The sequence below is a fragment of the Microbacterium testaceum genome (assembly GCF_001476655.1).
GTDB lineage: Bacteria > Actinomycetota > Actinomycetes > Actinomycetales > Microbacteriaceae > Microbacterium > Microbacterium testaceum_C.
Window position 1 is genome coordinate 1 of the sequence record NZ_LDRT01000023.1, and the last position, 22,499, is coordinate 22,499.

23 protein-coding genes and 1 tRNA gene are annotated in these 22,499 nt (G+C 69.7%); 11 read left to right on the forward strand and 13 right to left on the reverse strand.

The window, feature by feature from the left end; genetic code table 11:
- The first annotated feature begins 395 nt into the window (after positions 1–395).
- Positions 396–734, forward strand: coding sequence for a hypothetical protein (locus tag NS220_RS04385; RefSeq protein ID WP_153004146.1), 339 nt, complete (start codon positions 396–398; stop codon positions 732–734).
- Between the two features lie 25 nt (positions 735–759).
- On the opposite strand, the gene NS220_RS04390 is transcribed toward NS220_RS04385, so the two are convergent.
- The 4 genes from NS220_RS04390 to NS220_RS04395 all read right to left on the reverse strand — a co-directional run bounded on the left by NS220_RS04390 (position 760) and on the right by NS220_RS04395 (position 2,594).
- The gene (locus NS220_RS04390) at positions 760–939 is read right to left on the reverse strand and encodes a hypothetical protein (protein ID WP_058622881.1); all 180 of its coding nucleotides are present in this window, start codon (positions 937–939) and stop codon (positions 760–762) included.
- Positions 940–1,130: 191 nt separating this feature from the next.
- The gene (locus NS220_RS19600) at positions 1,131–1,565 is read right to left on the reverse strand and encodes a hypothetical protein (RefSeq protein ID WP_206542988.1); all 435 of its coding nucleotides are present in this window, start codon (positions 1,563–1,565) and stop codon (positions 1,131–1,133) included.
- A 38-nt stretch (positions 1,566–1,603) separates the two neighbouring features.
- On the reverse strand, positions 1,604–1,741 hold the full coding sequence (locus NS220_RS20005) for a hypothetical protein (RefSeq protein ID WP_193755272.1): 138 nt from the start codon (positions 1,739–1,741) through the stop codon (positions 1,604–1,606).
- Positions 1,742–2,102: 361 nt separating this feature from the next.
- Positions 2,103–2,594: a YajQ family cyclic di-GMP-binding protein gene (locus tag NS220_RS04395; RefSeq protein ID WP_058622882.1), complete on the reverse strand. Its 492-nt coding sequence runs from the start codon at positions 2,592–2,594 to the stop codon at positions 2,103–2,105.
- A gap of 109 nt (positions 2,595–2,703) precedes the next feature.
- On the opposite strand from NS220_RS04395, the gene NS220_RS04400 reads away from it, so the two are divergent.
- Entirely contained in the window at positions 2,704–3,480 is a 777-nt protein-coding gene (locus NS220_RS04400) for a hypothetical protein (RefSeq protein WP_153004148.1), read from the forward strand.
- Here NS220_RS04400 and NS220_RS04405 read toward each other — a convergent pair.
- Positions 3,477–4,145 carry a pentapeptide repeat-containing protein gene (locus NS220_RS04405; RefSeq protein WP_058622884.1) on the reverse strand — a complete coding sequence of 223 codons (669 nt, stop codon included), beginning with the start codon at positions 4,143–4,145 and terminating at the stop codon, positions 3,477–3,479. The two genes, NS220_RS04400 and NS220_RS04405, sit on opposite strands and share 4 nt — an antisense overlap.
- Positions 4,146–4,275: 130 nt before the next feature.
- Here NS220_RS04405 and NS220_RS04410 point away from each other — a divergent pair, with 130 nt between their 5' ends.
- Together NS220_RS04410 and NS220_RS04415 are read left to right on the forward strand one after the other, a co-directional pair.
- Positions 4,276–4,776, forward strand: coding sequence for an FBP domain-containing protein (locus NS220_RS04410; protein WP_058622885.1), 501 nt, complete (start codon positions 4,276–4,278; stop codon positions 4,774–4,776).
- Positions 4,777–4,868: 92 nt separating this feature from the next.
- Positions 4,869–4,953, forward strand: a tRNA-Tyr gene (locus tag NS220_RS04415).
- 247 nt (positions 4,954–5,200) lie between these two features.
- On the opposite strand, the gene NS220_RS04420 is transcribed toward NS220_RS04415, so the two are convergent.
- The gene (locus tag NS220_RS04420; RefSeq protein WP_058622886.1) at positions 5,201–5,551 is read right to left on the reverse strand and encodes a hypothetical protein; all 351 of its coding nucleotides are present in this window, start codon (positions 5,549–5,551) and stop codon (positions 5,201–5,203) included.
- Between the two features lie 87 nt (positions 5,552–5,638).
- A complete protein-coding gene (locus NS220_RS04425) occupies positions 5,639–6,022 on the reverse strand; it encodes a DUF7882 family protein (RefSeq protein ID WP_058622887.1) in 384 nt (127 codons plus the stop codon).
- 144 nt (positions 6,023–6,166) lie between these two features.
- On the opposite strand from NS220_RS04425, the gene NS220_RS04430 reads away from it, so the two are divergent.
- Positions 6,167–6,598 (forward strand): MarR family winged helix-turn-helix transcriptional regulator, encoded by a 432-nt coding sequence (locus tag NS220_RS04430; RefSeq protein WP_058622888.1) that lies wholly within the window; start codon positions 6,167–6,169, stop codon positions 6,596–6,598.
- Here the strand turns inward: NS220_RS04430 and aztA are convergent.
- Positions 6,570–7,220 carry a zinc ABC transporter ATP-binding protein AztA gene (gene aztA, locus NS220_RS04435; RefSeq protein WP_058622933.1) on the reverse strand — a complete coding sequence of 217 codons (651 nt, stop codon included), beginning with the start codon at positions 7,218–7,220 and terminating at the stop codon, positions 6,570–6,572. The two genes, NS220_RS04430 and aztA, sit on opposite strands and share 29 nt — an antisense overlap.
- A gap of 55 nt (positions 7,221–7,275) precedes the next feature.
- On the opposite strand from aztA, the gene aztB reads away from it, so the two are divergent.
- From aztB to aztD, 4 genes are read left to right on the forward strand one after another with little or no spacing between them, the layout of a single operon-like run.
- Positions 7,276–8,130 (forward strand): zinc ABC transporter permease AztB, encoded by an 855-nt coding sequence (gene aztB, locus NS220_RS04440; protein WP_058622889.1) that lies wholly within the window; start codon positions 7,276–7,278, stop codon positions 8,128–8,130.
- A 14-nt stretch (positions 8,131–8,144) separates the two neighbouring features.
- Positions 8,145–9,371, forward strand: a complete 1,227-nt coding sequence (locus NS220_RS04445) for a hypothetical protein (protein WP_058622890.1) — start codon at positions 8,145–8,147, stop codon at positions 9,369–9,371.
- Between the two features lies 1 nt (position 9,372).
- Positions 9,373–10,272 (forward strand): zinc ABC transporter substrate-binding protein AztC, encoded by a 900-nt coding sequence (gene aztC / locus NS220_RS04450; RefSeq protein ID WP_058622891.1) that lies wholly within the window; start codon positions 9,373–9,375, stop codon positions 10,270–10,272.
- A gap of 34 nt (positions 10,273–10,306) precedes the next feature.
- On the forward strand, positions 10,307–11,497 hold the full coding sequence (gene aztD, locus NS220_RS04455) for a zinc metallochaperone AztD (RefSeq protein WP_058622892.1): 1,191 nt from the start codon (positions 10,307–10,309) through the stop codon (positions 11,495–11,497).
- A gap of 9 nt (positions 11,498–11,506) precedes the next feature.
- Here the strand turns inward: aztD and NS220_RS04460 are convergent, their stop codons facing one another.
- The gene (locus tag NS220_RS04460; RefSeq protein ID WP_058622893.1) at positions 11,507–12,394 is read right to left on the reverse strand and encodes a LysR family transcriptional regulator; all 888 of its coding nucleotides are present in this window, start codon (positions 12,392–12,394) and stop codon (positions 11,507–11,509) included.
- A gap of 99 nt (positions 12,395–12,493) precedes the next feature.
- On the opposite strand from NS220_RS04460, the gene NS220_RS04465 reads away from it, so the two are divergent.
- Positions 12,494–16,000, forward strand: coding sequence for a bifunctional proline dehydrogenase/L-glutamate gamma-semialdehyde dehydrogenase (locus NS220_RS04465; protein WP_242864531.1), 3,507 nt, complete (start codon positions 12,494–12,496; stop codon positions 15,998–16,000).
- Positions 16,001–16,236: 236 nt separating this feature from the next.
- On the opposite strand, the gene NS220_RS04470 is transcribed toward NS220_RS04465, so the two are convergent.
- Positions 16,237–16,911, reverse strand: a complete 675-nt coding sequence (locus NS220_RS04470; RefSeq protein ID WP_081322981.1) for a pyridoxamine 5'-phosphate oxidase family protein — start codon at positions 16,909–16,911, stop codon at positions 16,237–16,239.
- Positions 16,912–16,992: 81 nt separating this feature from the next.
- Between NS220_RS04470 and pdxR the strand changes: the two genes are divergently transcribed.
- Positions 16,993–18,408 carry a MocR-like pyridoxine biosynthesis transcription factor PdxR gene (pdxR, locus tag NS220_RS04475; RefSeq protein ID WP_058622894.1) on the forward strand — a complete coding sequence of 472 codons (1,416 nt, stop codon included), beginning with the start codon at positions 16,993–16,995 and terminating at the stop codon, positions 18,406–18,408.
- A 126-nt stretch (positions 18,409–18,534) separates the two neighbouring features.
- Here pdxR and NS220_RS04480 read toward each other — a convergent pair whose 3' ends face one another.
- The 3 genes from NS220_RS04480 to NS220_RS04490 form a co-directional block, all read right to left on the reverse strand.
- Entirely contained in the window at positions 18,535–19,077 is a 543-nt protein-coding gene (locus NS220_RS04480) for an adenylyl-sulfate kinase (RefSeq protein WP_058622895.1), read from the reverse strand.
- 169 nt (positions 19,078–19,246) lie between these two features.
- Complete coding sequence (locus tag NS220_RS04485; protein WP_058622896.1) at positions 19,247–20,674, reverse strand: HNH endonuclease; 1,428 nt, start codon at positions 20,672–20,674, stop codon at positions 19,247–19,249.
- A gap of 206 nt (positions 20,675–20,880) precedes the next feature.
- Positions 20,881–22,461 carry a phytoene desaturase family protein gene (locus tag NS220_RS04490; protein WP_058622897.1) on the reverse strand — a complete coding sequence of 527 codons (1,581 nt, stop codon included), beginning with the start codon at positions 22,459–22,461 and terminating at the stop codon, positions 20,881–20,883.
- Between the last annotated feature and the right edge of the window lie 38 nt (positions 22,462–22,499).

The window sequence follows — 22,499 nt, forward strand, 5'->3', positions numbered from 1 at the left end:
CCCGGGGAGACGGTGTGTCGATACCCGGGGGCTCGCTGGTGTGCGAAATTTTTGCGCTGCCGCTGGTGCGGGCTCAGCGGGGTGAGGCGGCCCGTCGACGGCGTCCGAGAAGCCGGTTCCGCACATGAGGTTCGCGAAGCCCTCGTCGGAGTTGATGCCGCCTCGGATGTACTGGCGGATGGACTGGCGCATGGCGAGGCGCTCCCTTGGGTGTCAGCTGCCGGAGGTGCGGGCGGAGGTGGCGGCGCTCGGCGGAGCCGGAAGGCGCGGACGATGCCGGCGCCGGCTCGGGCGACGACGCTTGAGATGGCGTTACGCCTGGTTCACCTCCTGCCGGGTCTCGGAGCTAATCGACGAGCACGGTGCGTCGGAAAGGCCGCTGTAGTCTGCGGTGCATGAGTCAACATCGTGAGTGGCCGAAGCCATCGCAATGGTTCGTGGCGATTTTGTTGGTGGTGCTCGGTCCTGTGCTCGCTGTGGCATTTGTCGGAGCATCCGCCGCGAACGACGAGTGGACGCGTGCTCTCCTCAACCTCTTCGTCGCGATTCTGGCCTTTCTTGCGGCTATCGCGTTCGCCGTGGCCGATAGCATCCGCGGGCTCGATTTGAGATCGAAGGATGGCCCCACTCGGCGGTCATCCTGGTTCAGGATGATCGGCCATGGGCTGCTCTGGTCTTCCGGTGCGTATCTTGTCGCACTGACCGGAACTATTCTGAGCTCCACCCCTCGGTAGTACTGCGGCGGGGTGAGCGGTCCGGTCATGGCTCAAGAGACACGTCGAGCCGGTTCGCGACTGCCCGGCCGTCGAGGTACTTGTCGCTGAGGTCGGTGAGTCCGGCGCTCTCAAGGAAGCGCTCTTTCTCCTCACGGGATTTGAAGCACACGGCGACCCAGTACTCGGAGTCGGTGGCACGCTTGAAGTGGTCGGCTTCGTTCATGGCGCGGTCGCGGTAGCTCTGCTCGAGCGCGCTGATCTCGGTCGCTGCATCCGCGGCGAGGTCACCGGTGTACTCGACGTCGCGGAGCGGGTCGGGCTCAGGGGTGCGCTTGGGGCGACGTCCGAGGTCACGGGAGCTGCGCGAGGTGTTGCCGCCTCAGCGAGGGCCGGTGAGGCCGGACGAGTCGCGGGTCATGATCTCTCCGTGTCGGCACGCTTGACGATCAGATTGACGGTCGGCCAGGAAAGGCCAAGAGTATGTGCGGTCGCGTTCTTGTTCCCGCCGGCAGCGAGATCGGCGAGCACTGATTCCTGAATCTCGGGAGTCACCTTGCGGCGGCGAGTGGCTCGGGCGCCAAATTCGCGGGGGTCCCACCGGCCAGGTTCCATCGCGTCGCGGAGATTTCGTTGCGCATCGCCTGGGTGTAGGTGGTCGGGATGGATGTACGGCGGATTATCGCAGCGGTGCAGGGCGAACCGCTCTCCGAGGTCCTCGCCGATCCGAGCTTCGAGCATCACGCGGTGGACCTTGACCATCCGAGGGCGAACGTGGAGAAGGTCGTAGCCGCTCTCGTGCTTGCAGCCGCGCCACTCCCGGCACGCGCCGAGCACGGGTCGGCGGATCACCTCATCCCACCCGATCGACTCGATGCGCTCCTTGAGACTCAGCGATTGCCATCGAAAGACCGGCCGAACAGCTCGTAGTCCACGGGGAGGGTGACGCCGGCGGCGGCGATGCGGCCCACGACTTCGGCTTTGACCCAGTCTGCGACGGGGGAGACCTTGCGGTCTTTCGGCTTCATGACGCCATGTCGGGTGAATGACGCACGGCGGACGATGCTGTCGGCGGCGCGAATGCCATCGGCGACCCAGGTGTCAGTGGGGAGGCCGAGATCCTTGCGGATGAGCTGCCATATGACCGCATAGTCCGGGGTGGGAAAAATCGCGGCTTCGATGACGTCGCACCGCTCGGGTGGCTGGAAGACGAAGTTGTTCAGCCACCGGTAGAACGACGGGTGCGGGTAGCCGTGCCATGTACGCGGATCTGTGGCCGTCCGCGGAGGACAGAACGCAAGCGGCGACGGCAGACCTGGTGGCCTCCGTCGCCGCTCTTGCGGACTCTCCGCGGACTGGGAAAAATAAATCCCAGGTCAGCAGAGACTCTTACCGGTAGTTCGTGAACTGCAGGTCCACGTCGAGGTCGGCAGCCTTCAGCAGTCGCTGGACCTCTTGCAGGTCGTCGCGCGACTTCGACTGGACGCGCAGCTCGTCGCCCTGGATCTGCGACTTGACGCCCTTGGGTCCCTCGTCGCGGATGATCTTGCCGATCTTCTTCGCGATCTCCTGCGAGATGCCTTCTTTGAGCGTCGAGGTGATGCGGTATTCCTTGCCGCTCTGGACCGGCTCGCCGCTGTCGAGGCTCTTCAGCGAGATGCCGCGCTTGATGAGCTTCGTCTGGAAGACGTCGAGGACCGCGTTGGCGCGCTCTTCGGAGTTCGCCTTGATGACGATCGACTCGCCACTCCAGGCGATCGACGCGTCGGTGCCCTTGAAGTCGTACCGCTGCTCAACCTCTTTGTGAGCCTGGTTCAGGGCGTTGTCGGCTTCCTGTCGATCGATTTTAGAGACGATGTCGAATGAGCTGTCGCTTGCCATACAGCGAGTCTACAACCGCGGAAAATCAGGCCTCCGGGACTTGAATTCGGCGACGATCACCGCCAACCACATACCGGGTGACGCATGGGGTGAGCCCTACCCTCGGGCCATGCGACGACGCTCTTCCTCTCTCCGCGCTGCGATGCTGGTCGCCATCGCGGTCGCGGGACTCCTGCCGTTGTCCGCGTGCGCGTTCGGTGCGGGGGAGCCCCCACCGTCGGGAGCTCACGATCCCGAGGTGGTCGCCGCCCGCACCTCGGCTGCCGTGGAGGAGCAGGATCTCCTTGCGGTGGTGGCCCTGGGGGAGCCGATAACGACCAGCGTGCAGGACACGTGCAAGCGGGGGACGTACAGCGCGCCGTGGGGTCCGTACGACTCGTACTACTGGGCCTGCGGACACGTGACCTCGCGCGTCGTGTCGACGGCCACCGCCGATCCCGCTCAGCTCATCGCCGACTATCGCGCGCACCTCGCCGATCTCGGGTGCACGCCTGACGAGGCGGCGTTCGACATGACGGCCGAGTACTGGCAGATGTACGGGGTACCCGGCCACAACGCCAACGGCGAGGTCTACGCCGTCGACGACCTTCCCGGCGGGACGGCGGTCTGCGCCGACGGACGCACCGTCGGGGTGGCCTTCCGCTCCGCGGCCGGCTTCGACACCAAGACGTTCTTCACGTATACCGAGGGCGACGGCGAGACGATCACGAACGAGTCCCCCGACCTCGCCGCTATCCGCGCCCGCGCGCCCGAACTCGTCGTCGTGCTGAGCACCAGTACCGGTTACCACTCCGTCCCCCGAAAGGAGTCGGAACCGCCGTCGACTCCCGAGCCGGGATACTGCGCCTGCTACAGCGGCAGTAAGTGCGACTGTCCGGGCGGCTAGGCCAGGAGCGGGGAGTCCCCGTCGAAGGTCGCTCGCGCAATCACGTCCGGGTCCCAGAAACCCGACGGGAATCGGCAGCCGGAGAATCTCGCTGCGCCGAAGTCGGACTTCGTGACGACCGCATCGCGGAATTCGCAGTCGATGAATCGCGCCTGCCGCCATTCCTGTCCCGTGAATGTGGCTCCGGAGAAGTCGCAGGCACGGAAGACGACTCCGCGGCCGCCGCTCGTCGTCGTCCCGAGAAGGCTGCCGTCGAACCGCGCCTTCGTGAAGGTGCAGCGATCGAACCGCGCGTTGTCCATGGAAACATGACGCAGCGTCGTCTGGACGAACAACGAGTCCGTCACGCTTGCGTGATGCATCGTGGCGCGTTCGAGAACAGCGCGCGTGAAATCGCAGTCCGTGATCGACGCCTCGGTCAGCGTGCTCGCCAGGTAGGCGAACCGGAAGTCGACATGCTCGAGACGCGCGCTGTGCAGCCAGGCGCTCCAGAAATCCAGGGCCTTGGTGCTGTTCAGCGTGATGCCGGCGAGGTCCGCGCCGCGGAGCTCTGTGGGAGCAGACGGATCCAAGAGCATCTCGATGACGTCGCGGCGATCGTCGCGGTACTCCTCACGATCCCACCGTCGGCGGAGTGCGCCGACCTCTCGCGCGCGAATAACCATCCCACGAGGATAGGTGTGACCTGTTCGCGGCGTGGAGGTGCGAATGCTCAGACGGCGTCGGGCTCGACCGGCCACCCGCTCTTCGGCGTCATCGCCGCAGCCTACCGATGCGCTCGTAGACTCGGATGCCATGCGAGCACTCACCGAGAACGAGGTCAGGGATGCGTTCGTCAACGCCACCCCCGACGAACTGCGTGTCATCGCGATGCCCCACGACTTCGTGCTGACGGATTGGGACCACCTCGACTTCTTCGCGTGGCGCGACCCGCGCACGCGCGGTCGCGGGTACGTCATCGCCGAGCGCGACGGAGCGCCCACGGGTGTGGTGCTGCGCGCGGCCGAGGGGCAGTCGCGTGCGCGATCGGCGATGTGCAACCTCTGTCACACGATGCAGCCCGGCGACCAGGTGTCGCTGTTCACGGCCCGCAAGGCCGGGGCGGCGGGCGAGCAGGGCGACACCGTCGGCACGTACATGTGCGTCGACCTGTCGTGCCACGAGACCGTTCGTCTGGCGGCCCCCCTCGCCCCCAGCGAGATCCGCGCGAGCGTCGATCGAAAGATCGACGGCACCAAGCGGAGGACCGAGGAGTTCGTCGACCGCGTGCGTGAGGTCGCCGACGTCGCCCGGTAGACGCCCGCGGTGGTTGGAGGCATCCCTCCGGGGATAGTAGAGTGGTCTATCGCGCCTCCGATCGACTGCCAAAGCCGGGCGGGTGCGCACCTGGCGAGTTACCCAAGCGGCCAAAGGGATCTGACTGTAAATCAGACTGCATTGCATTCGGGGGTTCGAATCCCTCACTCGCCACCAGCGGATGTCCCGCGACATGAGTCCCATGTCGCGGGACATTTCTCATTCGGCCGCGGGATCGACGGCAGGATCCCGTCCACGTAGCCAGTGCTGTTCGCGCGTGCCACGGCGGCGTCGACGCGAGGGGTCGTGCGTCCGTTGACGATCACGCGAGCGCCCGCCGCGCGCAGGTGTCGCGCCCGGCCGTAACCCGAGCCGCGGCGACGACCGGATGCCCGCGACGGGTGTCGTGATCGGGAGAACCGTGTCAGCGCGCCTGGGCGAGGAGGATGCGGGACTTCGATTCGAGGAAGCAGAGGAGCGAGCCGAGCACGGTCACCTCGTGGCCGAGGTTGACGAGGTCGGCCGCGCCGAGTTCGATGACCGCTTCGCGGGGCTCCATGGTGACCTTCCACGTGCCCTCGCCGCCCGTGATCGGCTGCAGGTAGCTGATGGTGTTGGCGCGGCTGAGGTCGACGACGATCAGCCCCGTGTCGGGGTCCTGATCGTCCTCCTGGTCGAGGACGCGGATCTCGCTTCCGGTCAGATAACCGCGCGCGAGGAACTCGTCGAGCCACTGGGCGAGAGTCTGTCTGTCGAGCAATTTGCGGACCGGCACACGCGCCTCGTTTCTCCTCAGTGAACGAGAAAGACCCGTTCCCACCGCCATTATGACGGGTGGAACGGGTCTGCGAGAGACGTGCTGTCAGGCCGCGCGAACAGGCCGAGTGGAAGGACGCGACGCGGCTGACGCGGTGGTCCGCGCCGGGGTGCGGACGGCCTCCTCGGCGGTCTCCCACGTGCGCACGTCGACGTTGAGGCCGGTCGCGGAGTTCGACTGGTCGGCGAGGGCGCGCAGGTAATCGCCGTTCAGCTGCTCGGGCTCGGCGGAGTCGAACACGAAACGCAGGGGGATGGACGGCTGGAGCCAGATGGTGGACCGGCCGGTGTCGCCCTCTGCGCCGGACCAGGTCAGGGTGAAGGATTCACCGCGTCGAAGTTTGGTGGCGGTGATGACCTTGATATATCCCAGCAGGCGGTCGGGCAGGGTGACGGGTGCGGTGTCGGAACCGTAGTACAGCTTGGCCATGGCGATCTCCTTCGAATGGGTCGTTGGGCGGGGCTAGCCTTTAACTTACCAGGTATTTCGCAAAATTAAATAAATACATGAAACATTCACTCAGCTGGATATGCTCGGAGAGTGACCAGCCGGGGTCGCAGGGGGGAGGGGGCCGTGTCCAACGCGTCATCCGCCCTGATCGAGGCTCTGGAGGACTATGTCGACGCGGGTCGAGATGCCCTGATCGCGGCACGAAAGTCGCTCGGCGTCAGCGAGCTCGAGGCGCGTGCGATCCAGAGCATCGGCGCCCACCCCGGCATCCGTCCCTCTCTGCTTCGAGAGCACCTGGATGTGACGTCAGCGGGCGTGACGACACTCGTCGATCGCCTGGTCGGGCGCGGTGTCCTGCGACGCGAGCTCGACGCGGACGACCGTCGGGTGAACCACATCTACCTCGAGGTCGACCTGGACGCCGAGCCCTGGTTGGCGCTCCGGCGCTTCGAGATCGAGGTCCACGCCGCCATCCACGCAGAATCCTCGGAGTCGTTTCGGGTCTTCGCCGACGTGCTCCGCCGCGTCACCGCGCGGGGTCGCGCAACGATCTGACGCGACCCCCCTCGAGGCGCACGACACGTCTCGAGCACGCGATGAGTGCCTCGTCATGGCTGACGCAGACCACTGTCGTCCCGCGTCGCGTCTCTTCCGCGATCGCTGCGCGGATGAGGGCACCGCTGTGGGCGTCCAGTCCGGTGGTCGGCTCGTCGAGGAGGAGGAGATCGGCTCCGCGCGCGAGTCCCTGTGCGAGGAGTGTCCGCTGCCGCTGACCCCCGGAGAGTGAGGCGAAGGGGCGTCGCGCGAGCGGCGCGATGTCCAGGCGGGTCATCGCGCTCTCGATGGCCGCATGGCGCGTCGGGGAGGTGCGGGAAAGGGTGCGCCGCCACCCCCAGGTGCCCACGGCGACCATCTCGCGCACCGTCAGGGGTAGTCGGTCGGATACCGCGGCGCGCTGGGGGACGAAGGCGCGGGTTCGTCCGTGCACGTCCACACGTCCCGCTGTCGGTCGTCGGACGCCGGCGAGGACCTCGAGGAGTGTCGACTTGCCCGCGCCGTTCGAACCGACGATCGCGGTGAGGACTCCCGGGGCGATGTCGAGGTCGAGGTCATCGACGGCGCGCGTACCGGAGAAGTCGACGCGGATGCCGCGAAGGGAGGCGGATGCGGGGGGCATGGCATCCATCATATGAGTTTGAGAATCGTTCTCATCGAAGCTACGGTCGTCCCTCGTGTCCCTCTTCACCGATCCGTTCTCGTTCGAGTTCGTGCAGCGTGCATTCTGGGGAGGATCGCTCGTCGCCGTGCTGTGCGGAATCGCCGGCACCTGGGTGATCGTGCGGGGAATGGCGTTCCTCGGCGAAGCCCTCGCGCACGGCATGCTCCCCGGCGTGGCCCTGGCGACCGTGCTCGGACTGCCCGTGCTCCTCGGTGCCGCCGCGAGCGCCGTGGTCATGAGCCTCGGCATCGGAGCGCTGCAGCGCCGCGGGCGGCTGTCGTACGACACGAGCATCGGCCTGCTGTTCGTGGGCATGCTCGCGCTCGGGATCATCGTGATCTCGCACGCCGGAAGCTTCGCTACGGATGCCACGGCCATCCTCTTCGGCGACATCCTCGCCATCGGGGCCGGTGATCTCGTCGTGCTCGCGGTCGCGGTCGGACTCGGGCTCCTCACAGCGGTTCTCGCGCACCGGAACCTCGTCGCGCTCGCGATCGACGAGCGCGTCGCCCTCGTGCTCGGGTTGCGCCCCCGCGTCGCGCAGACCGCTCTCGTAGGGCTCGTCACCCTCGCGGTGGTGGCCTCCTATCAAGCGGTGGGTTCGCTCCTGGTCGTGGGGCTGCTCGTCGCCCCGGCCGTCGCCGCGCGCCCCTGGACGCATCGCATCCCGACGACCATGGCGCTCGCCGCGGTCATCGGTGTGGGCGCGGTCTTCGCAGGGCTCGTGATCTCGTGGCACGCGGCCACCGCCGCGGGGGCGACCATCGCCGCCACCGCGATCGCCGCGGCCGGAGCGTCGGCAGCGCTGCGTGCCGTCCTGACCGCGCTCCGTCACCGCGCCGCCCCGGTCGTTCCCGTTCCCGTCTGACGTAGAAAGCCCTCATGATCCCTCCTCCTTCCCCCCGTTTCGTCTCCCCGCGTCTCGTCCTTCTGCCCGCCGCCGTCCTGCTCGTCGCGCTCTCCGGGTGCGCGGCGCCGGCGCCCGCAGCGCTGGAGCCTTCCGCCGACACGCACGGCGAGATCGCCGGGGCTGCCGAGCTCGCCGAGCCCGCGGTCGGTCTGACCTCGATCGACAGCGCGGGCGATGTCTCGCACCTCGATCTGCTCGACGAGGAGACCGCCGACCTCGGTTCGGTCCGCGCCCCCGCCGCGGTGCATTCCGACGGGCGCTACCTCTTCGCGGCCGACGCGTCCGGGGTCTCGGTCGTCGACAGCGGCGTCTGGACCTGGGATCACGTCGATCACTTCCACTACTACCGAGCGGAGCCGAAGCTCCTCGGCGACGTCCCCGGCGGCGGGGTCGCGACGGTTGCCACCTCGACCTCGTCGACCACGGGCGGCACGGGGGTGTTCTTCCCCGACTCCGGCGAGGCCGTCCTGCTCGACACCGAGGCGCTGTCGAAGGGCGAGATCGTCGAGAGCTTCCGGTTGCGGGTCGCCCCCGGGCCGGGGCTCGTGGTGCCGGCCGGCTCCTTCGCGGCGATCGCGGCGGCCGACGAACTGACGCTGCACACCGCCGACGGTTCCACGGTCGGCGACGCCGTCTCCTGCGCGGAGCCCGCCGGAACGATCACGACCCGCGTCGGTGCGGTGATCGGATGCCGAGACGGTGCCCTCCTCGTCCTCGTCGAGGGCGAGGAGCCCGTCGTCGAACGCATCCCGTACCCCGAGGGGGCGACCGCGCCCCGGGCCACCGCCTTCGCCAATCGCGAGGGTCGCCCGACCGTCGCCGCCGTCGCCGAGGGCGCGGGGGCGTGGCTGCTGGACACCCGCGCGCGCTCGTGGACCCTGCTTCCGACTCCCGAGCCGGTCGTGCAGGTCACCGCGGTCGACGACAAGGACGCGAACGTGCTCGCCCTCACCGCCGACGGCCGCGTGCTCGTGCTCGACGGCGAGACGGGCGCGCAGCGCGCGGCATCCGTCCCGCTCGTGGGAGCGAGTCTTGCCGCGGGGCAGCCGGTCAGCCTGATCGCCGACCAGCAGCGGGCGTACCTCAACGGTCCCGTCGAGGGGCGGATGTGGGAGATCGACTTCGCCGACGGCGCGCGCATCGCGCGAGAGTTCGCGCCCGAGCGTACGCCCCTGTTCTTCGCCGAGACGGGACGCTGAGATGAGAAAGCTCCTCGCGCTGGCCGTGACCGGCGTCCTGCTCATGCTCGCCGGGTGCGTCGGCTCGACGGCATCCGACCGCCCTCTCGTCGTCGTGACGACGAACATCCTCGGTGACGTCGTGTCGCACCTCGTCGGCGACGACGTCGAGGTGCTGACGCTCATGCGTCCCGGGGCCGATCCGCACTCGTTCGAGATCTCCGCCGCGGAGGCCGCGCGCCTGCGCTCGGCGGACGTGCTCGTCGCCAACGGCCTCGGACTCGAGGAGGGGCTGCAGAAGCACCTCGATGCGGCGGCAGCCGAGGGGGTGCGGACCTTCGTCGCGGGGGATGCCGTGACCGTGCTGCCCTACACCTCGAGCGATGCGGGCGGCGCCGACGATCCGCATTTCTGGACCGACCCGGCGCAGATGATCGCCGTCGTCGACGCGCTCACCCCGGTGCTCGAGGAGGTCGGCGGCTCCGCGGTGGCCGAGCACGCCGCCTCGTACCGCGCGGAGCTCGAGGTCCTGGACACCGAGATGACCGCCGCGTTCGCGGCGATCCCGGCCGAGCGCCGCGCGCTCGTCACCAATCACCACGTGTTCGGGTATCTCGCCGACCGTTTCGGATTCCGCCTGATCGGGGCGGTGATCCCCGGCGGCACCACGCTCGCCGCTCCCAGTGCGAGCGACCTCGCCGACCTCGTCGCAGCGATCGACGAGGCGGGGGTGCCGACGATCTTCGCGGAGTCGTCGTCTCCGGATCGTCTCGTGCGCGCGCTCGCCGACGAGGCCGATCGCGACGTCGAGGTGACCGAGCTGTTCACCGAGTCGCTGACGGACGCCGCGGGCGACGCCCCCGACTACCTGACCATGATGCGCGTCAATACGGAGCGCATCGTCCGCGGCCTGTCGCCCTGAGCGGCCGGCCTCCTCCCAAGAAAGAAGAAATCACATGCGAAACCCTTCCCTCCGCGCGGGCCTGCTCGTGCTCGCGGTCGGCGCGACCGTCGGGCTCACCGCGTGCGCGGGTGGTGCCGGCTCCGCCGCCCCCGCCTCCCTCGCTCCCGAAACCGGCACGCGCGTCGCCCTCTCCTACCCCGGCGGCATCGTCGTGCTCGACGGTGCCGACCTCGACACCCTCGGTGACCTCACCTCCGAGCAGTTCACGCGCCTGAACTCCGCGGGCGACGGACGCCACGTCATGGTGACGACGAGCGAGGGCTTCCAGGTTCTGGATGCCGGGTCCTCCGGGACCGCGCCCGAGCTCACCGACCTGGTGTTCCCGGCCGCCAAACCGGGGCACGTGGTGACGCACGGCGGCAAGACCGTGCTGTACGCCGACGGCACGAGCGACTCCACCGTCTTCGACAGCGACGCGCTGCTGGCATCCACCGAATCCCTTCCGCCGGTCGAGACGGTTCCGGGTGTCGAGGCGCACCACGGCGTGTCGATCGTGCTCGAGGACGGCACCTTCCTCACGACGGTGGGCAACGCCGACGGGCGCAACGGCGTCATCGCGAAGGACGCCTCGGGGGCCACCATCGCCCAGAGCAGCGACTGCCCCGGCGTGCACGGCGAAGGCACCGCCAAGGATGAGGTCGTCGTCTTCGGCTGCGAGAACGGCGCTCTGGTCTACGACTCGGGCACCTTCACCAAGCTCACCGCCCCGGACCAGCCGTACGGTCGCATGGGCAACGCCTACGTCAGCGAGGACAGCGCGCTGATCGTCGGCGACTACAAGGACGACCCGGATGCCGAGGGCTACCTCCTGCACCGCGTCGCGCTGATCGACACCGCCGCCAAGACGCAGCGTGTGATCGACCTGCCGGAGGGCGTGGAGTACACCTTCCGCGACATCGCGCGCGGTCCTGAGGGACTCGCCTACATCCTCGCGACCGACGGTTCGATCCACGTGCTCGACCCGGCGACCGGCGCTCTGACGGCCTCCTACCCCGTCATCGGGGCGTGGGAGGGACCCGCCGAGTGGCAGGACGCCCACCCCGCCATCAAGGTCTCGGGCGACATCGCCTACGTCACCGAGCCCGCGAAGAACGCGGTCCACGCGGTCGATCTGACCACGGGTGAGGTCGTCAAGAGCGCGACGCTCGATGTGACTCCCAACGAGATCGCGCTGACGAAGTAAGAAACTCCCTCACCGACCGCCCCGGTCGTACGCCACCTGCAGTGCTCCGCGCACCGCGCGTACGCCGGGGCGGTCGGCCGTTCCGCGACGGACAGCGGTGAACACCTCGCGGCGCGGCTCGCCCGGCAGGTCCACGAGCCGCACGGGCGGCGTCTCGCCCGCGAAGACCAGGTCGGGGATCATGCCGACCGCGTGACCGGATGCCACGAGCCGCACGTGCGCGGTCAGATCGGCCATCTCGAACCTCACGTCGGGCTCGAATCCGGCGGCGCGGCACTGCTGCGTCGCCCATTGCCGCGCCGCGGTGCCCACCGGTTCCATCACCCAGGGCCGCTCCCGGAGGTCTTCCAGCCGCTGAGCCGGATCGTCGTGGGAGACGGCGAGGCGGATGGCATCCCGTCCCAGGAGTCCCCGCTCGAGGCCCTCGCGGTGCTCGCGCGTGTGGCCGGGATACTGCTCGGCGACGGCGAGGTCGAAGCCGCGGGCGGCGACCTCGAACAGCCCCTCCTCGGGGGCGAGCTCGGCGACCTCGACGCGCAACTGCGGTTCGCTCGCGGCGAGGGCGTCGAGCGCGCGGGGGAGCAGACCGTGCGCCGCGGACTGCATCACGGCCAGCCGCACGGGGGCGAGGGACGGGCGCATGCGCTCGAGCTCGGCGCGCGCGGCCTCGTCGGCGGCGAGCATGCGGGCCGCGTGCGCGGCGAGGGCGGCGCCCTGCGCGGTCAGGCGCACGCGGCGCCCGTCGGGCTCGAGCAGGGCCACCCCGGCCTCCTTCTCGAGCAGGGCGAGCTGCTGCGAGATGGTCGACGGGCTGTAGGAGAGGGCGTCGGCGACGGCCGCGAGCGTGCCGCGCACGCTCAGCTCGTGCAGCAGGCGCAGACGGCGCAGATCGAACACGGCATCCCTTCGACTCTGTCGAACAGTATGCGTCAGGAATCATCGCTTTTCTCGAACGGACGCGCGCCCCATGCTGAGAGCATCCGAGGAAGGATCGCCATGTCGCTCACCGATGTCCCCGACACCACGTCCGGCACCACCCCCGCTCCGCGACCTGCTCACGGGCTCGTGTCGCCCCACGAGCTCGCCGACGAGGCGATCGCCCTCGTGCGCCGCTGGCTCGCCGAGAGCCGCGACGAGCCGGTCGACGCCGCCGCCGAGCGACTGGCCGGCGTGCTGCGCGACCCGCACGGCCTCGACTTCACGGTCGGCTTCGTCGACGGCGTCGTGCGTCCCGAAGACGTGCGCGTCGCCGCGCGCAACCTCTCCGCGCTGACCCCGCTCATCCCGGGGTTCCTGCCGCTGCACCTCAAGGCCGCGATCCGCCTCGGCGCGTTCGCCGCCCCGATCCTGCCGCAGGTCGTGGTCCCCGCCGCCCGCACGGCCCTGCGCTCGATGGTGCGCCACCTCATCGTCGACGCCACCGACGGCAAGCTCGGCGGGGCCATCGCCTCGATTCGCGGCCGGGGAGACGGCATCCGCCTCAACGTCAACCTGCTCGGCGAGGCGATCCTCGGCAAGAAGGAAGCCGCGCGGCGCCTGGCCGGCACCCGCAAGCTGCTCGCCCGCGACGATGTCGACTACGTCTCGATCAAGGTCTCGTCGACCGTCGCCCCGCACACCCCGTGGGCCTTCGACGCCGCCGTCGACGACGCCGTCGCCGCGCTCCGTCCCCTGTACCGGGTCGCGAAGGAGACGGGGACGTTCCTGAACCTCGACATGGAGGAGTTCAAGGACCTCGACCTCACCCTCGCCGTGTTCGAGACGCTGCTGTCGGAGCCGGAGTTCCACGGCGTCGAGGCGGGGATCGTCCTGCAGGCGTACCTCCCCGATGCGCTCGCCGCGATGATCCGCCTGCAGGAGTGGACGGCCGCGCGGGTGGCATCCGGGGGCGCCCCCATCAAGGTGCGCGTCGTCAAGGGCGCGAACCTGCCGATGGAGCGCGTGGATGCCGACGTGCACGACTGGCCGCTGGCCACCTGGCCGTCGAAGCAGGCGACCGACGCCTCGTACAAGGCCGTGCTCGACTACGCCCTGCGCCCCGAGCACACGAAGAACGTGCGGATCGGCGTCGCCGGACACAACCTCTTCGACGTCGCCCTCGCCTGGCTCCTCGCCGAGCGGCGGGGCGTCACCGGCGGAATCGACGTCGAGATGCTGCTCGGCATGGCCACCGCGCAGCAGGCCGTCGTGCGGCGCACGGTCGGTTCGATCCTGCTCTACACGCCCGTCGTGCACCCGCAGGAGTTCGACGTCGCGATCGCGTACCTCATCCGCCGTCTCGAAGAGGGCGCGTCGAGCGAGAACTTCATGTCGGCCGTGTTCGACCTCGACACCCACGCGGCCCTGTTCGCCCGCGAGCGCGACCGCTTCCTGGCATCCCTCGCCGACATGCCCGAGGGGGTGCCGGCGTCGCACCGCGTGCAGGATCGCACCGCCCCCGCGGCGCCCGCGCCGACGCACGGCTTCCGCAACACCCCCGACTCCGACCCGGCGATCGCTGCGAACCGCGACTGGTCGCGCGCGATCATCGCCCGCATGCCGGAGTCGTCCCTCGGCCGCGACACCATCGCCGCCCACACCGTCACCGACGAAGCCGCGCTGAACGCGCTGATCCAGGATGCCGCGGACGCCGCCGCCGCGTGGAGCGCGCTCGGGGCCGCCGGTCGCGCCGAGATCCTGCACCGCGCCGGAGACGCGCTCGAGAAGCGCCGCGCCGACCTGCTCGAGGTCATGGGCGCCGAGTGCGGGAAGGTCATCGAGCAGAGCGACCCCGAGGTGTCGGAGGCGATCGACTTCGCGCACTACTACGCCGAGCAGGCGCGGACCCTGTCGTCGGTCGACGGGGCGAGGTTCACGCCGGCGCGTGTGACCGTGGTCACTCCGCCGTGGAACTTCCCCGTCGCGATCCCCGCCGGCTCCACCCTCGCCGCCCTCGCGGCGGGCTCGGCCGTGGTCATCAAGCCCGCGGGCCTCGCCGAGCGCTCGGGCGCCGTCATGGTGGAGGCTCTGTGGGAGGCGGGCGTTCCGCGCGAGGTGCTGAAGCTCGTGCAGGTGTCCGAGAACGACCTCGGCCGTCAGCTGCTCACGCACCCCGCCGTCGAGCGGGTCGTGCTCACCGGTGCGTACGAGACGGCTGAGCTGTTCCGCTCCTTCCGTCCCGACCTTCCGCTGCTCGCCGAGACCAGCGGCAAGAACGCCGTGATCGTCACACCCAGCGCCGACCTCGACCTCGCGGCCAAGGACGTCGCGATGTCGGCGTTCGGGCATGCCGGACAGAAGTGCTCCGCGGCATCCCTCGTCGTGCTCGTCGGCTCGGTTGCGCGCTCGCGGCGGTTCCGCGACCAGCTCGTCGACGCGGTCACCTCCCTCGAGGTCGGGATGCCGTGGGACGAGGCCTCGCGCGTGGGGCCGCTCATCGAGCCGGCCCACGGCAAGCTGCTGAGCGCGCTCACGACCCTCGAGCCCGGCCAGCGGTGGGTCGTCGAGCCGCGCAAGCTCGACGACGACGTGTCGCTCTGGCGTCCCGGCATCCGCGAGGGCGTCCAGCCCGGCAGCGCCTTCCACCGCACCGAGTACTTCGGGCCCGTGCTCGGCATCATGACCGCCGAGACGCTGGATGAGGCGATCGAGATCGTCAACGCGATCGAGTACGGCCTCACCTCGGGGCTGCACGCGCTCGACTCGTCGGAGATCGACACCTGGCTCGCGCGCATCGAGGCGGGAAACGTCTACGTCAACCGCGGCACCACCGGCGCCATCGTGCAGCGTCAGCCGTTCGGCGGGTGGAAGAAGTCGGCCGTGGGTGCCGGTACGAAGGCGGGCGGTCCGCACTACCTGTTCGGCTTCGGATCGTGGACGGACGCCGAGGGCACAGCTGTCGAGAGCGCAGCTGCTGAGGGCACAGCTGCCGCCCGTCCGGACGCGCTCGCCGCTCCGGCGCTCGCCGCCGTGACCTCCGCTGACCGCGGGTGGCTGGCATCCGCTCTCGCGAACGATGCGGCCGCGTGGGCCGCGGAGTTCTCGCTGGCCCGCGATGTGACCGGGTTGGAATCCGAGCAGAACGTGCTGCGGTACGCGGCGGTCCCGGTGACTGTTCGGGTGGAGGAGGCGTCCGAGACGGCTCTCGTGCGGGTTGTCGCCGCGGGTGTTCGCGCCGGTTCCGCCGTCACCGTGAGTTCCGCGCGCGAGCTCTCGCCCGCGGTGCGCGCGTGGCTCGAAGGGGTGAGTGCCACGGCTACCGTCGAGGACTCCGCGGGCTGGGACCGTCGTGCCGCACGTCTCGCGCGTTCGGGCGGGCGCGTGCGTCTGCTGGGCGGGTCGGTCGCCGCGGTCGCGGATGCCATCGGCGGCTCGCCGTCGGTGGCCGTGTACGCCGGCGAGGTCACGCGTGCCGGGCAGGTCGAGATGCTCCCCTTCCTGCGGGAGCAGGCCGTGTCGATCACCGCCCACCGCTTCGGCACGCCGCGGCGCTACGTGGTGCCACCGCTGGTCCCCGCCGGCTGAGTCGCGTGCCGTCGGGCTGTGCCGGCGGTGGGGAGTCGGGGTGTGTCGTCGAGCGCGGGCGTTGGGGCGTGCCGTCGGGTGTGCCCGTCAGGAGCTGGGCCGTCGGGGTATGCCGTCGAGCACGGGCGTCGGGGACTGCGCCGTCGGGCGGAGTTCGACGCCGCGCGCCGAGCGGAGCGGGGGAGCGACGGCGTGTCGGGTCTCGATTCCGCGTGACCGCCCGGCGAGATCGCGGCTCAGGCCGTGCCCGCGGCTGACACGCGCTCGGCCGCTCGCTGCACGGAGGCCGGCACAGGTGTGCCCGTGGACGTCTGAGGCGAGGTGACGGGCTCGCCCACGCTCATCCGCAGGGGCAGTGTGCCGGCCCACACCGTGCGGTCCTCACCGTCGTCGTCCTCCTCGACCATCGATCCGGCGTTGTCTTTGACGCTGGCCATGGCGAGGGGGATGCGCAGCACCATCGTCGCGGCCAGTTCCCGCCCCGTCATCGGCCGCACTTCGAGGCTTCGCCCCGGCATGAGGTGCTCCGAGAGCGTCAGGAGCGCCGCTTCCTTCTCTTCGGGAGGGACCACGGATGCCACCCCGTGCACCACCGCGCACCGGTATCGCATCGAGCTGTCGAAGAGGGAGCGCGCGTACTTCAGGCCCAGGAGGTGCGTGACGGTCACGCAGACGGGGGCACCCGCGGCGATCCGGCGGAAGAAGTCGCTGCCCGTCGAGCCGTGGAGCAGCAGGTCGTCTCCGTCGCGGCCGATGCCGATCGGGAGGGCGACGGGGCGGTCGTCGCGCACGATCGCGATGGTGGCGAAGAGGGCGCCGTCGATGACGTCGTACAGGGCCGCTCGGTCCGTGACCTGGTGGTGGGCTTCGCGGCGGACGCGGGTCTGAGCGGTGAGGGGGAGGTCGGTCATGCTCTGATTTCAGCCAAGGAAGTGGTCCATCGCGTAGTCCAATGAGGGCCGTTTCGCCTGGACCAGTGACAGACTTCCCGGGTGATCTCTCTCGGCATCCTGGATCGGAACTCCAGCGTCCCGCTCCACGAGCAGCTCGCGCACGGGCTCAGGGCCGCCGTGCTCGCGAGACGCGTGGGCGCGGGAGACGTCGTGCCGTCGACGCGCGCTCTCGCGGCGGACCTCGGAGTCGCTCGCGGGACGGTCGTGGCCGCGTACGAGATCCTCGCCGGAGAGGGGTACCTCCTCACCACTCCCGGCGGAGGGACAGTCGTCGCCGACGTCGTCGTCTCGCCGGCTGCGGCGCGAGTCCCCTCCGCGGGGGCCACGGCGCGAGCTCCGGAGGCGGAGGTGGATCTGCGTCCCGGTCGTCCGCGCACGGCGGGCGTCGCCGATACGGCCTGGCGTTCCGCGTGGCGAAGGGCGGCCGCCGTCGACCCGGAATCCGATGTCGATGACGCGGCCGGCCACCCGGCGTTGCGCGTCGAGATCGCGCGGCACCTGGGCCGCACCCGCGGCCTCGATGTCTCGGCAGAGGACGTCGTGGTCAGCGCGGGAACCAGCGACGCGATGCTCCTGACCCTTGTGTCGCTGATGTCGGGGAGCGCTCGGAAGCCCCTGCGCGTCGGTATCGAGGATCCGGGATACCCGCGTGTCCGCATGATTCTGCGGCGGCTCGGGATCGAGCCCGTCCCCGTGCCCGTGCGGGTGGGATCCGGTCTCGATCTCGACGCGCTCGAGCGGCGGCGCGGTCTCGATGCGCTGATCGTCACGCCGAATCATCACTACCCGGTGGGAAGTCGATTGGATGCCGAGCAGCGCGCGAGACTGCTGACGTGGGCGGTGCGCGAGGACGTGCTCGTCATCGAGGACGACTACGACAGCGAGTTCCCGCACGGGCGGGCTCCTCTCCCGCCGTTGTCGCTGCTCGATCCGTCGCGGGTGGTTCTCATCGGCAGTCTGTCGAAGATCCTCACGCCGGCGCTACGGTGCGGGTGGGTCGTCGCCTCGGGGCCGGTGGGGGAGCGGATTCGAGCGACGCGCGAAGACATCGACCTGCCCGTCTCCTTGGTGCAGCAGCGCGCTCTGGCTCTGTACCTCGCGGAGGGTGATCTCGCGCGGCACACGGCGCGGCGTCGCCGCGACTACCGGCACCGCCGAGGGCTGCTGCTCGAGGCGTTCGCCGATGTACCCGGGGTCGAGTTGGCCGCGACCGACGGGGGCTTGCATGCGGTGGTGTTGTTGCCCGGGCAGGGCGTCGCCGTCGAACAGGCGATCGTCGGGGAACTGGCGGCGCGCGGTGTCCTGGTCGAATCGCTCTCTCGGTACGCGGTGGGCGGGGACTCCCCGTCGCTCCCGTCGGGCATCGTGTTCGGGTACGCCGAGCCGTCGACCGTGGTTCTCCTCGAAGCAGTGAGGGTGATGCTCGCCGTTCTGCGGGCGTGCATCGCTCGTTAGCGGTCCGGCTCGGACGCTCGTCTCCGTCGTCGCATCTCGGAGGTCGTTGCATTTCCGAGAACGACTTCGCCTCTGGCGGGATGCCGGCCGGAGAGGTGAGTCACCGCCTCTCGCGGGGCGCTCTCGTCACTTCCTGTCGTCGATCGCCGCAAGCCAGCCTGCGGCCCCCAGCATGTCTCGCGCGATCTTGTCAGGGGTTCGCCCATCTGTGGCGATCCGCACGTCCACCGTGTGCGCGTCGAGCTGCGCCGCGGCGCGTCCGCTGCGCGCGATGTGCTCGTCGAGGGACGTGCCCCACTCGCGCCGGGATAGCCGGTCCGCAGCGGTGGCATCCGTCGACGTCAACAGGACGCTGCGCGCGCGGACCTCCCCGCCTAGTGCCGCCGAGAGTACCGCGACCTGCGTGATGCTCACAGTGTTGGTGAACAGCAGCCGGTGATATCCGAGAACTCGGTAGGCGCTCCACATGGCGGCGAGGTTGTGTTCGGCGAGGGCGATGCCGTCGCGCCACGGCTCGGGATAGGCCTGGTCCAGGTTGTCGCCCTCGATGACGGCATGCCAGATCCCGTGCGCGGCCAAGATCCTCGAGGCTTCCGAGGCTACGGTCGACTTGCCGACGCCGGACCGACCGCCGATGAAGATGACCTCGGTCGGGGGAGTGCTGATCATGTCGGCATTATCGCTGGTACGGATGCCTGGAGTGATGCTGGGGCGTCCGCGCGAGGACGCGCTGCCGATGTCTCTGTCCCGGGATCTCTGTCCCGGTGTCTCTGTCCCGGGATCCCTGTCCCGGTGTCTCTGTCCCGGGATCTTTGCGCCGGGATCTCTGGGTGCCGGTTCAGAACGGCGCCGTGTCGAACGGATCGGGCGGCCCTGCCGCGCCGCCGTCATCGGAGCCGTCTGCATCCGGAAGAAACATGATCCGCGGTGGGGGAGTCTCGGCCCTGCGCTGCCCGAGGGGGCTCTCGAAACGAAGGGTCCCGTCGGGATCCTGAGACACGGTCCACGCCGTCTCTGTCTTCAGCGTGTGATGCCGCACGCAGAGGTGGGCGAGGTTCGTCAGCCTCGTGGCACCACCGTGTTGCGCCTCGTGATTGTGGTCGAGCTGACACCGCGTCAGGGGAGCGCGACACCCGGGCGCACGACAGTGCTGATCCCTCGCCGCGAGATAGCGGCGTTGAGCGGCCGTGGGACTGTACCGGTCGACTTCGAGCACCGTCCCCGTGACCGGATCGCACAGCACGCGATCCCAGCCCGGTGCATGACGGGCGAGGTGTCGAGCGGTGTCCGGGTCGATGGGGCTTCGTCCCGCGACGGCCGCACCGGCATCGGTGTGCCCGAGGAGGGTGAGCACGGGAACCGTGATCTGCACCTGCGCGCGAATCGCGCCGAGACCGCCGGGACATGTCTCGTCTGTCGTGGGGTCGATCGCGGGGGACGCTGTGAGGAGAAGGTCCGCGCAGAGGTCGGCGCCGATCTGCGCGAGCGTGCGTTCGTCGTGAGACGTTCGCTCGTCGGGCCCGGAGGGGCGTGAGGGAGAATCCGGGGAGAGGGGCGGCGCGGAGCCCACCGCGGGCCCCGGCGCGGACCCCGCGCTCTCTTGACGGATCACGGCGGCTTGTCGTCGCAGCCGATCCCGGATGCCGTACGCCACCGTGGCTGGCAGGATCACGCTCAGCTCGGCCATGCCGTCGGCCAGATCCCGTACGCTCACGCCACGGGTCTGGGCCGCGCGAGCGTGACGCGCCGTCATGCCCTCGGGCTGCACGCTCTCGGCGAGTTCTCGAGCGAAAGCACGCACGCGTCCGGGCGAATCGCGTTCCGCCCGGGTGAGAACGACCTTCTCCCATCCACCCCGAGTGTCGTCGTCGTCGATCACGATGCCGGTCTCGAGGATCGCCTGGACGTGACGCAGCGTGATACGCCCCTTCTCGAGTGCATCGACGGTGGTGCCGAACTTCTCTGTCAGGGTGTGGGCGTCGCCCAGCTCCTTCTGCACGGTGAGATCGTGCGTGTTCGTCGCCACAGCGATCTCCAAAGCGACCGACCGGACAGGGATCTCGCGCTCGCGCGACGCGCGGGAACCAGATCGAGCACTCTCGGCCAACGCGATCTGCATGGCCTCGGCCCGCCGTCGGATCAACACCGCCTGCAGCCGACCGACCTCTCGCGTAGTCGCCCGGATGTCCGCGATGAGGGCGCGGAGTCGGTTGCCGTCACCCGGGCTGGGCCCGGCGAGCGAGGACGGAGGGAGGAGATCGGTCATGACTCTAGTTTAGAAACTATGTTCGAATGTTTCTCTGGAAATCACCCTGTAAGAGGGGGAGATCACCCGCCGGTGCGCCTCGGTGTCGCGTTGCGCGCCGCGGACCTCGGGCCGCCCTGGGGTAGTCGCGAGGCAGTGTCGGTTGCGCCGTCCGACGCGAGTCCCACCGCCATTCCTCCGTCCCGGGGCCGGTACCGGCGGCGCCCTCACCCCGCCAGGATCTCCAACGCCGCCATCGCGGCGTTCTGCCCGCCGATCCCGCTCACCGCTCCTCCGCGCTGCGCGCTCGACCCGCAGACCAGCACCCGCGCGTGCTCCGTCGCGACGCCCCATCGTGCGGCCGGGTCGGCGGCGGGAGTGGACACCCACGGCCAGGACAACCCGCCGTGGAAGATGTCCCCGCCGATCATGTTCAGTGACTCCTCGAGGTCTGCGGTCGTGCGTGCCTCGATGCACAGGCGCCCGTCCGGTGCCCGCAGGATGCAATCGCGTAGCGGCTCATCGAGCACCGCGTCGAGCGAGCGCTGCGCAGCGGCCAACAGGCGCGCACCGGCTGCGACGGGGTCGGTGTCGTCGAGGAGGCGATGCGGCACGTGCAGCCCGAAGAGCGTCAACGTCTGCGCTCCGCCGGCCCGCAACTCCTCGCCGAGGATCGAGGGATCGGTCAGCGAGTGGCAGTAGATCTCCAGGGGCAGCGGGTCGGGCAGCATGCCGCCCGTCGCCGCGACGAAGGCGGAGTCGAGCTGTGTCATGGTCTCGTTGACGTGGAACGTCCCGGCGAACGCCGCCTCGGGCGCGACGGAACGATCGCGAAGCCGTGGAAGCCGCGACAGCAGCATGTTGATCTTGACCTGCGCTCCCTCCGGGTCGTCGACGGCGGTGGACGCCCCGCCCGCCGTGAGGAGCCGCCCCAGGACCGCTCGGCCCACGCCGCTGAGCACGAGAGAGCCGTAGAACACCTCTGGTCGATCGGTCACGCCGTGAACCTCGCCCTCGGGGGAGATGGAGATGACGTCGACATCTGTCACGATCTCGGCCCCGGCCTCGCGGGCGGCTCGTTCGAGCTCGGCCGTGACGGCGCCCATTCCCCCCACGGGGACGTCCCACTGTCCGGTCTCGCCCCCGATCACGTGGTAGAGGAAACATCGGTTCTGCGCGAGAGAGGGATCGTCCGACGAGGCGAACGTGCCGATGAGTCCGTCGGTCAGGGTGATGCCGCGGACGAGATCGCTCTCGAACGAGGATCGCAGCAGCTCGCCGATCGGACGCGACGTCAAGGCCGACCACAGCGCGTCGTCCCCCAGGCGCTCACGGATCTCGTCCTCCGTCGGCAGCGGTTCGGTCATGGTGGGGAACACGGCGCGACCGAGGGGCGCCAGCCGCTCACCGAACGCCGCGTACCGCGCGGCTTCGTCAGCGTCGCCGAGCGTCCGGGTGAACGAGTCGGCGGTCGCTTCGGCATCCTGAGTGTCGATCAGGATGCCGCGCGAGGGGTCCGACGGATCGGGTGTGTAGGAGGCGTACCGCCGTCGACGCAGCTCGATCCCGAGGTCCAGATCGTCGATGATCTTCTGAGGCAGCAGGCTCACGAGGTAGGAATACCGGGACATGCGGGCGTCGACCCCCGCCCACGGTCTCTCCGACACGGCGGCGCCGCCGACGGCATCCGATCGTTCCAGGATCACCACCGATCGCCCCGCGCGGGCGAGATAGGCCGCGGCGACGAGGGCGTTGTGCCCTCCTCCCACGATGACGACGTCGTACCGGCGAGTTTCCGAAGCGGTCATGACCCCACGCTAACGACGGCGGTGGATTCGGCCGAGGG

Bases quoted from the DNA above. Each gene is read 5' to 3' on its own strand.
- NS220_RS04485 (WP_058622896.1), bottom strand. From the start codon at position 20,674: ATGACCGATCTCCTCCCTCCGTCCTCGCTCGCCGGGCCCAGCCCGGGT.
- NS220_RS04425 (WP_058622887.1), bottom strand. From the start codon at position 6,022: ATGGCCAAGCTGTACTACGGTTCCGACACCGCACCCGTCACCCTGCCC.
- NS220_RS20005 (WP_193755272.1), bottom strand. From the start codon at position 1,741: ATGAAGCCGAAAGACCGCAAGGTCTCCCCCGTCGCAGACTGGGTCAAA.
- NS220_RS04445 (WP_058622890.1), top strand. From the start codon at position 8,145: ATGATCCCTCCTCCTTCCCCCCGTTTCGTCTCCCCGCGTCTCGTCCTT.
- NS220_RS04400 (WP_153004148.1), top strand. From the start codon at position 2,704: ATGCGACGACGCTCTTCCTCTCTCCGCGCTGCGATGCTGGTCGCCATC.
- NS220_RS04470 (WP_081322981.1), bottom strand. From the start codon at position 16,911: ATGACCGACCTCCCCCTCACCGCTCAGACCCGCGTCCGCCGCGAAGCC.
- aztC (WP_058622891.1), top strand. From the start codon at position 9,373: ATGAGAAAGCTCCTCGCGCTGGCCGTGACCGGCGTCCTGCTCATGCTC.
- NS220_RS04465 (WP_242864531.1), top strand. From the start codon at position 12,494: ATGTCGCTCACCGATGTCCCCGACACCACGTCCGGCACCACCCCCGCT.
- NS220_RS04405 (WP_058622884.1), bottom strand. From the start codon at position 4,145: ATGGTTATTCGCGCGCGAGAGGTCGGCGCACTCCGCCGACGGTGGGAT.
- NS220_RS04480 (WP_058622895.1), bottom strand. From the start codon at position 19,077: ATGATCAGCACTCCCCCGACCGAGGTCATCTTCATCGGCGGTCGGTCC.
- NS220_RS04390 (WP_058622881.1), bottom strand. From the start codon at position 939: ATGAACGAAGCCGACCACTTCAAGCGTGCCACCGACTCCGAGTACTGG.
- NS220_RS04490 (WP_058622897.1), bottom strand. From the start codon at position 22,461: ATGACCGCTTCGGAAACTCGCCGGTACGACGTCGTCATCGTGGGAGGA.
- aztD (WP_058622892.1), top strand. From the start codon at position 10,307: ATGCGAAACCCTTCCCTCCGCGCGGGCCTGCTCGTGCTCGCGGTCGGC.
- aztA (WP_058622933.1), bottom strand. From the start codon at position 7,220: ATGCCCCCCGCATCCGCCTCCCTTCGCGGCATCCGCGTCGACTTCTCC.
- NS220_RS04395 (WP_058622882.1), bottom strand. From the start codon at position 2,594: ATGGCAAGCGACAGCTCATTCGACATCGTCTCTAAAATCGATCGACAG.
- NS220_RS04410 (WP_058622885.1), top strand. From the start codon at position 4,276: ATGCGAGCACTCACCGAGAACGAGGTCAGGGATGCGTTCGTCAACGCC.
- NS220_RS04385 (WP_153004146.1), top strand. From the start codon at position 396: ATGAGTCAACATCGTGAGTGGCCGAAGCCATCGCAATGGTTCGTGGCG.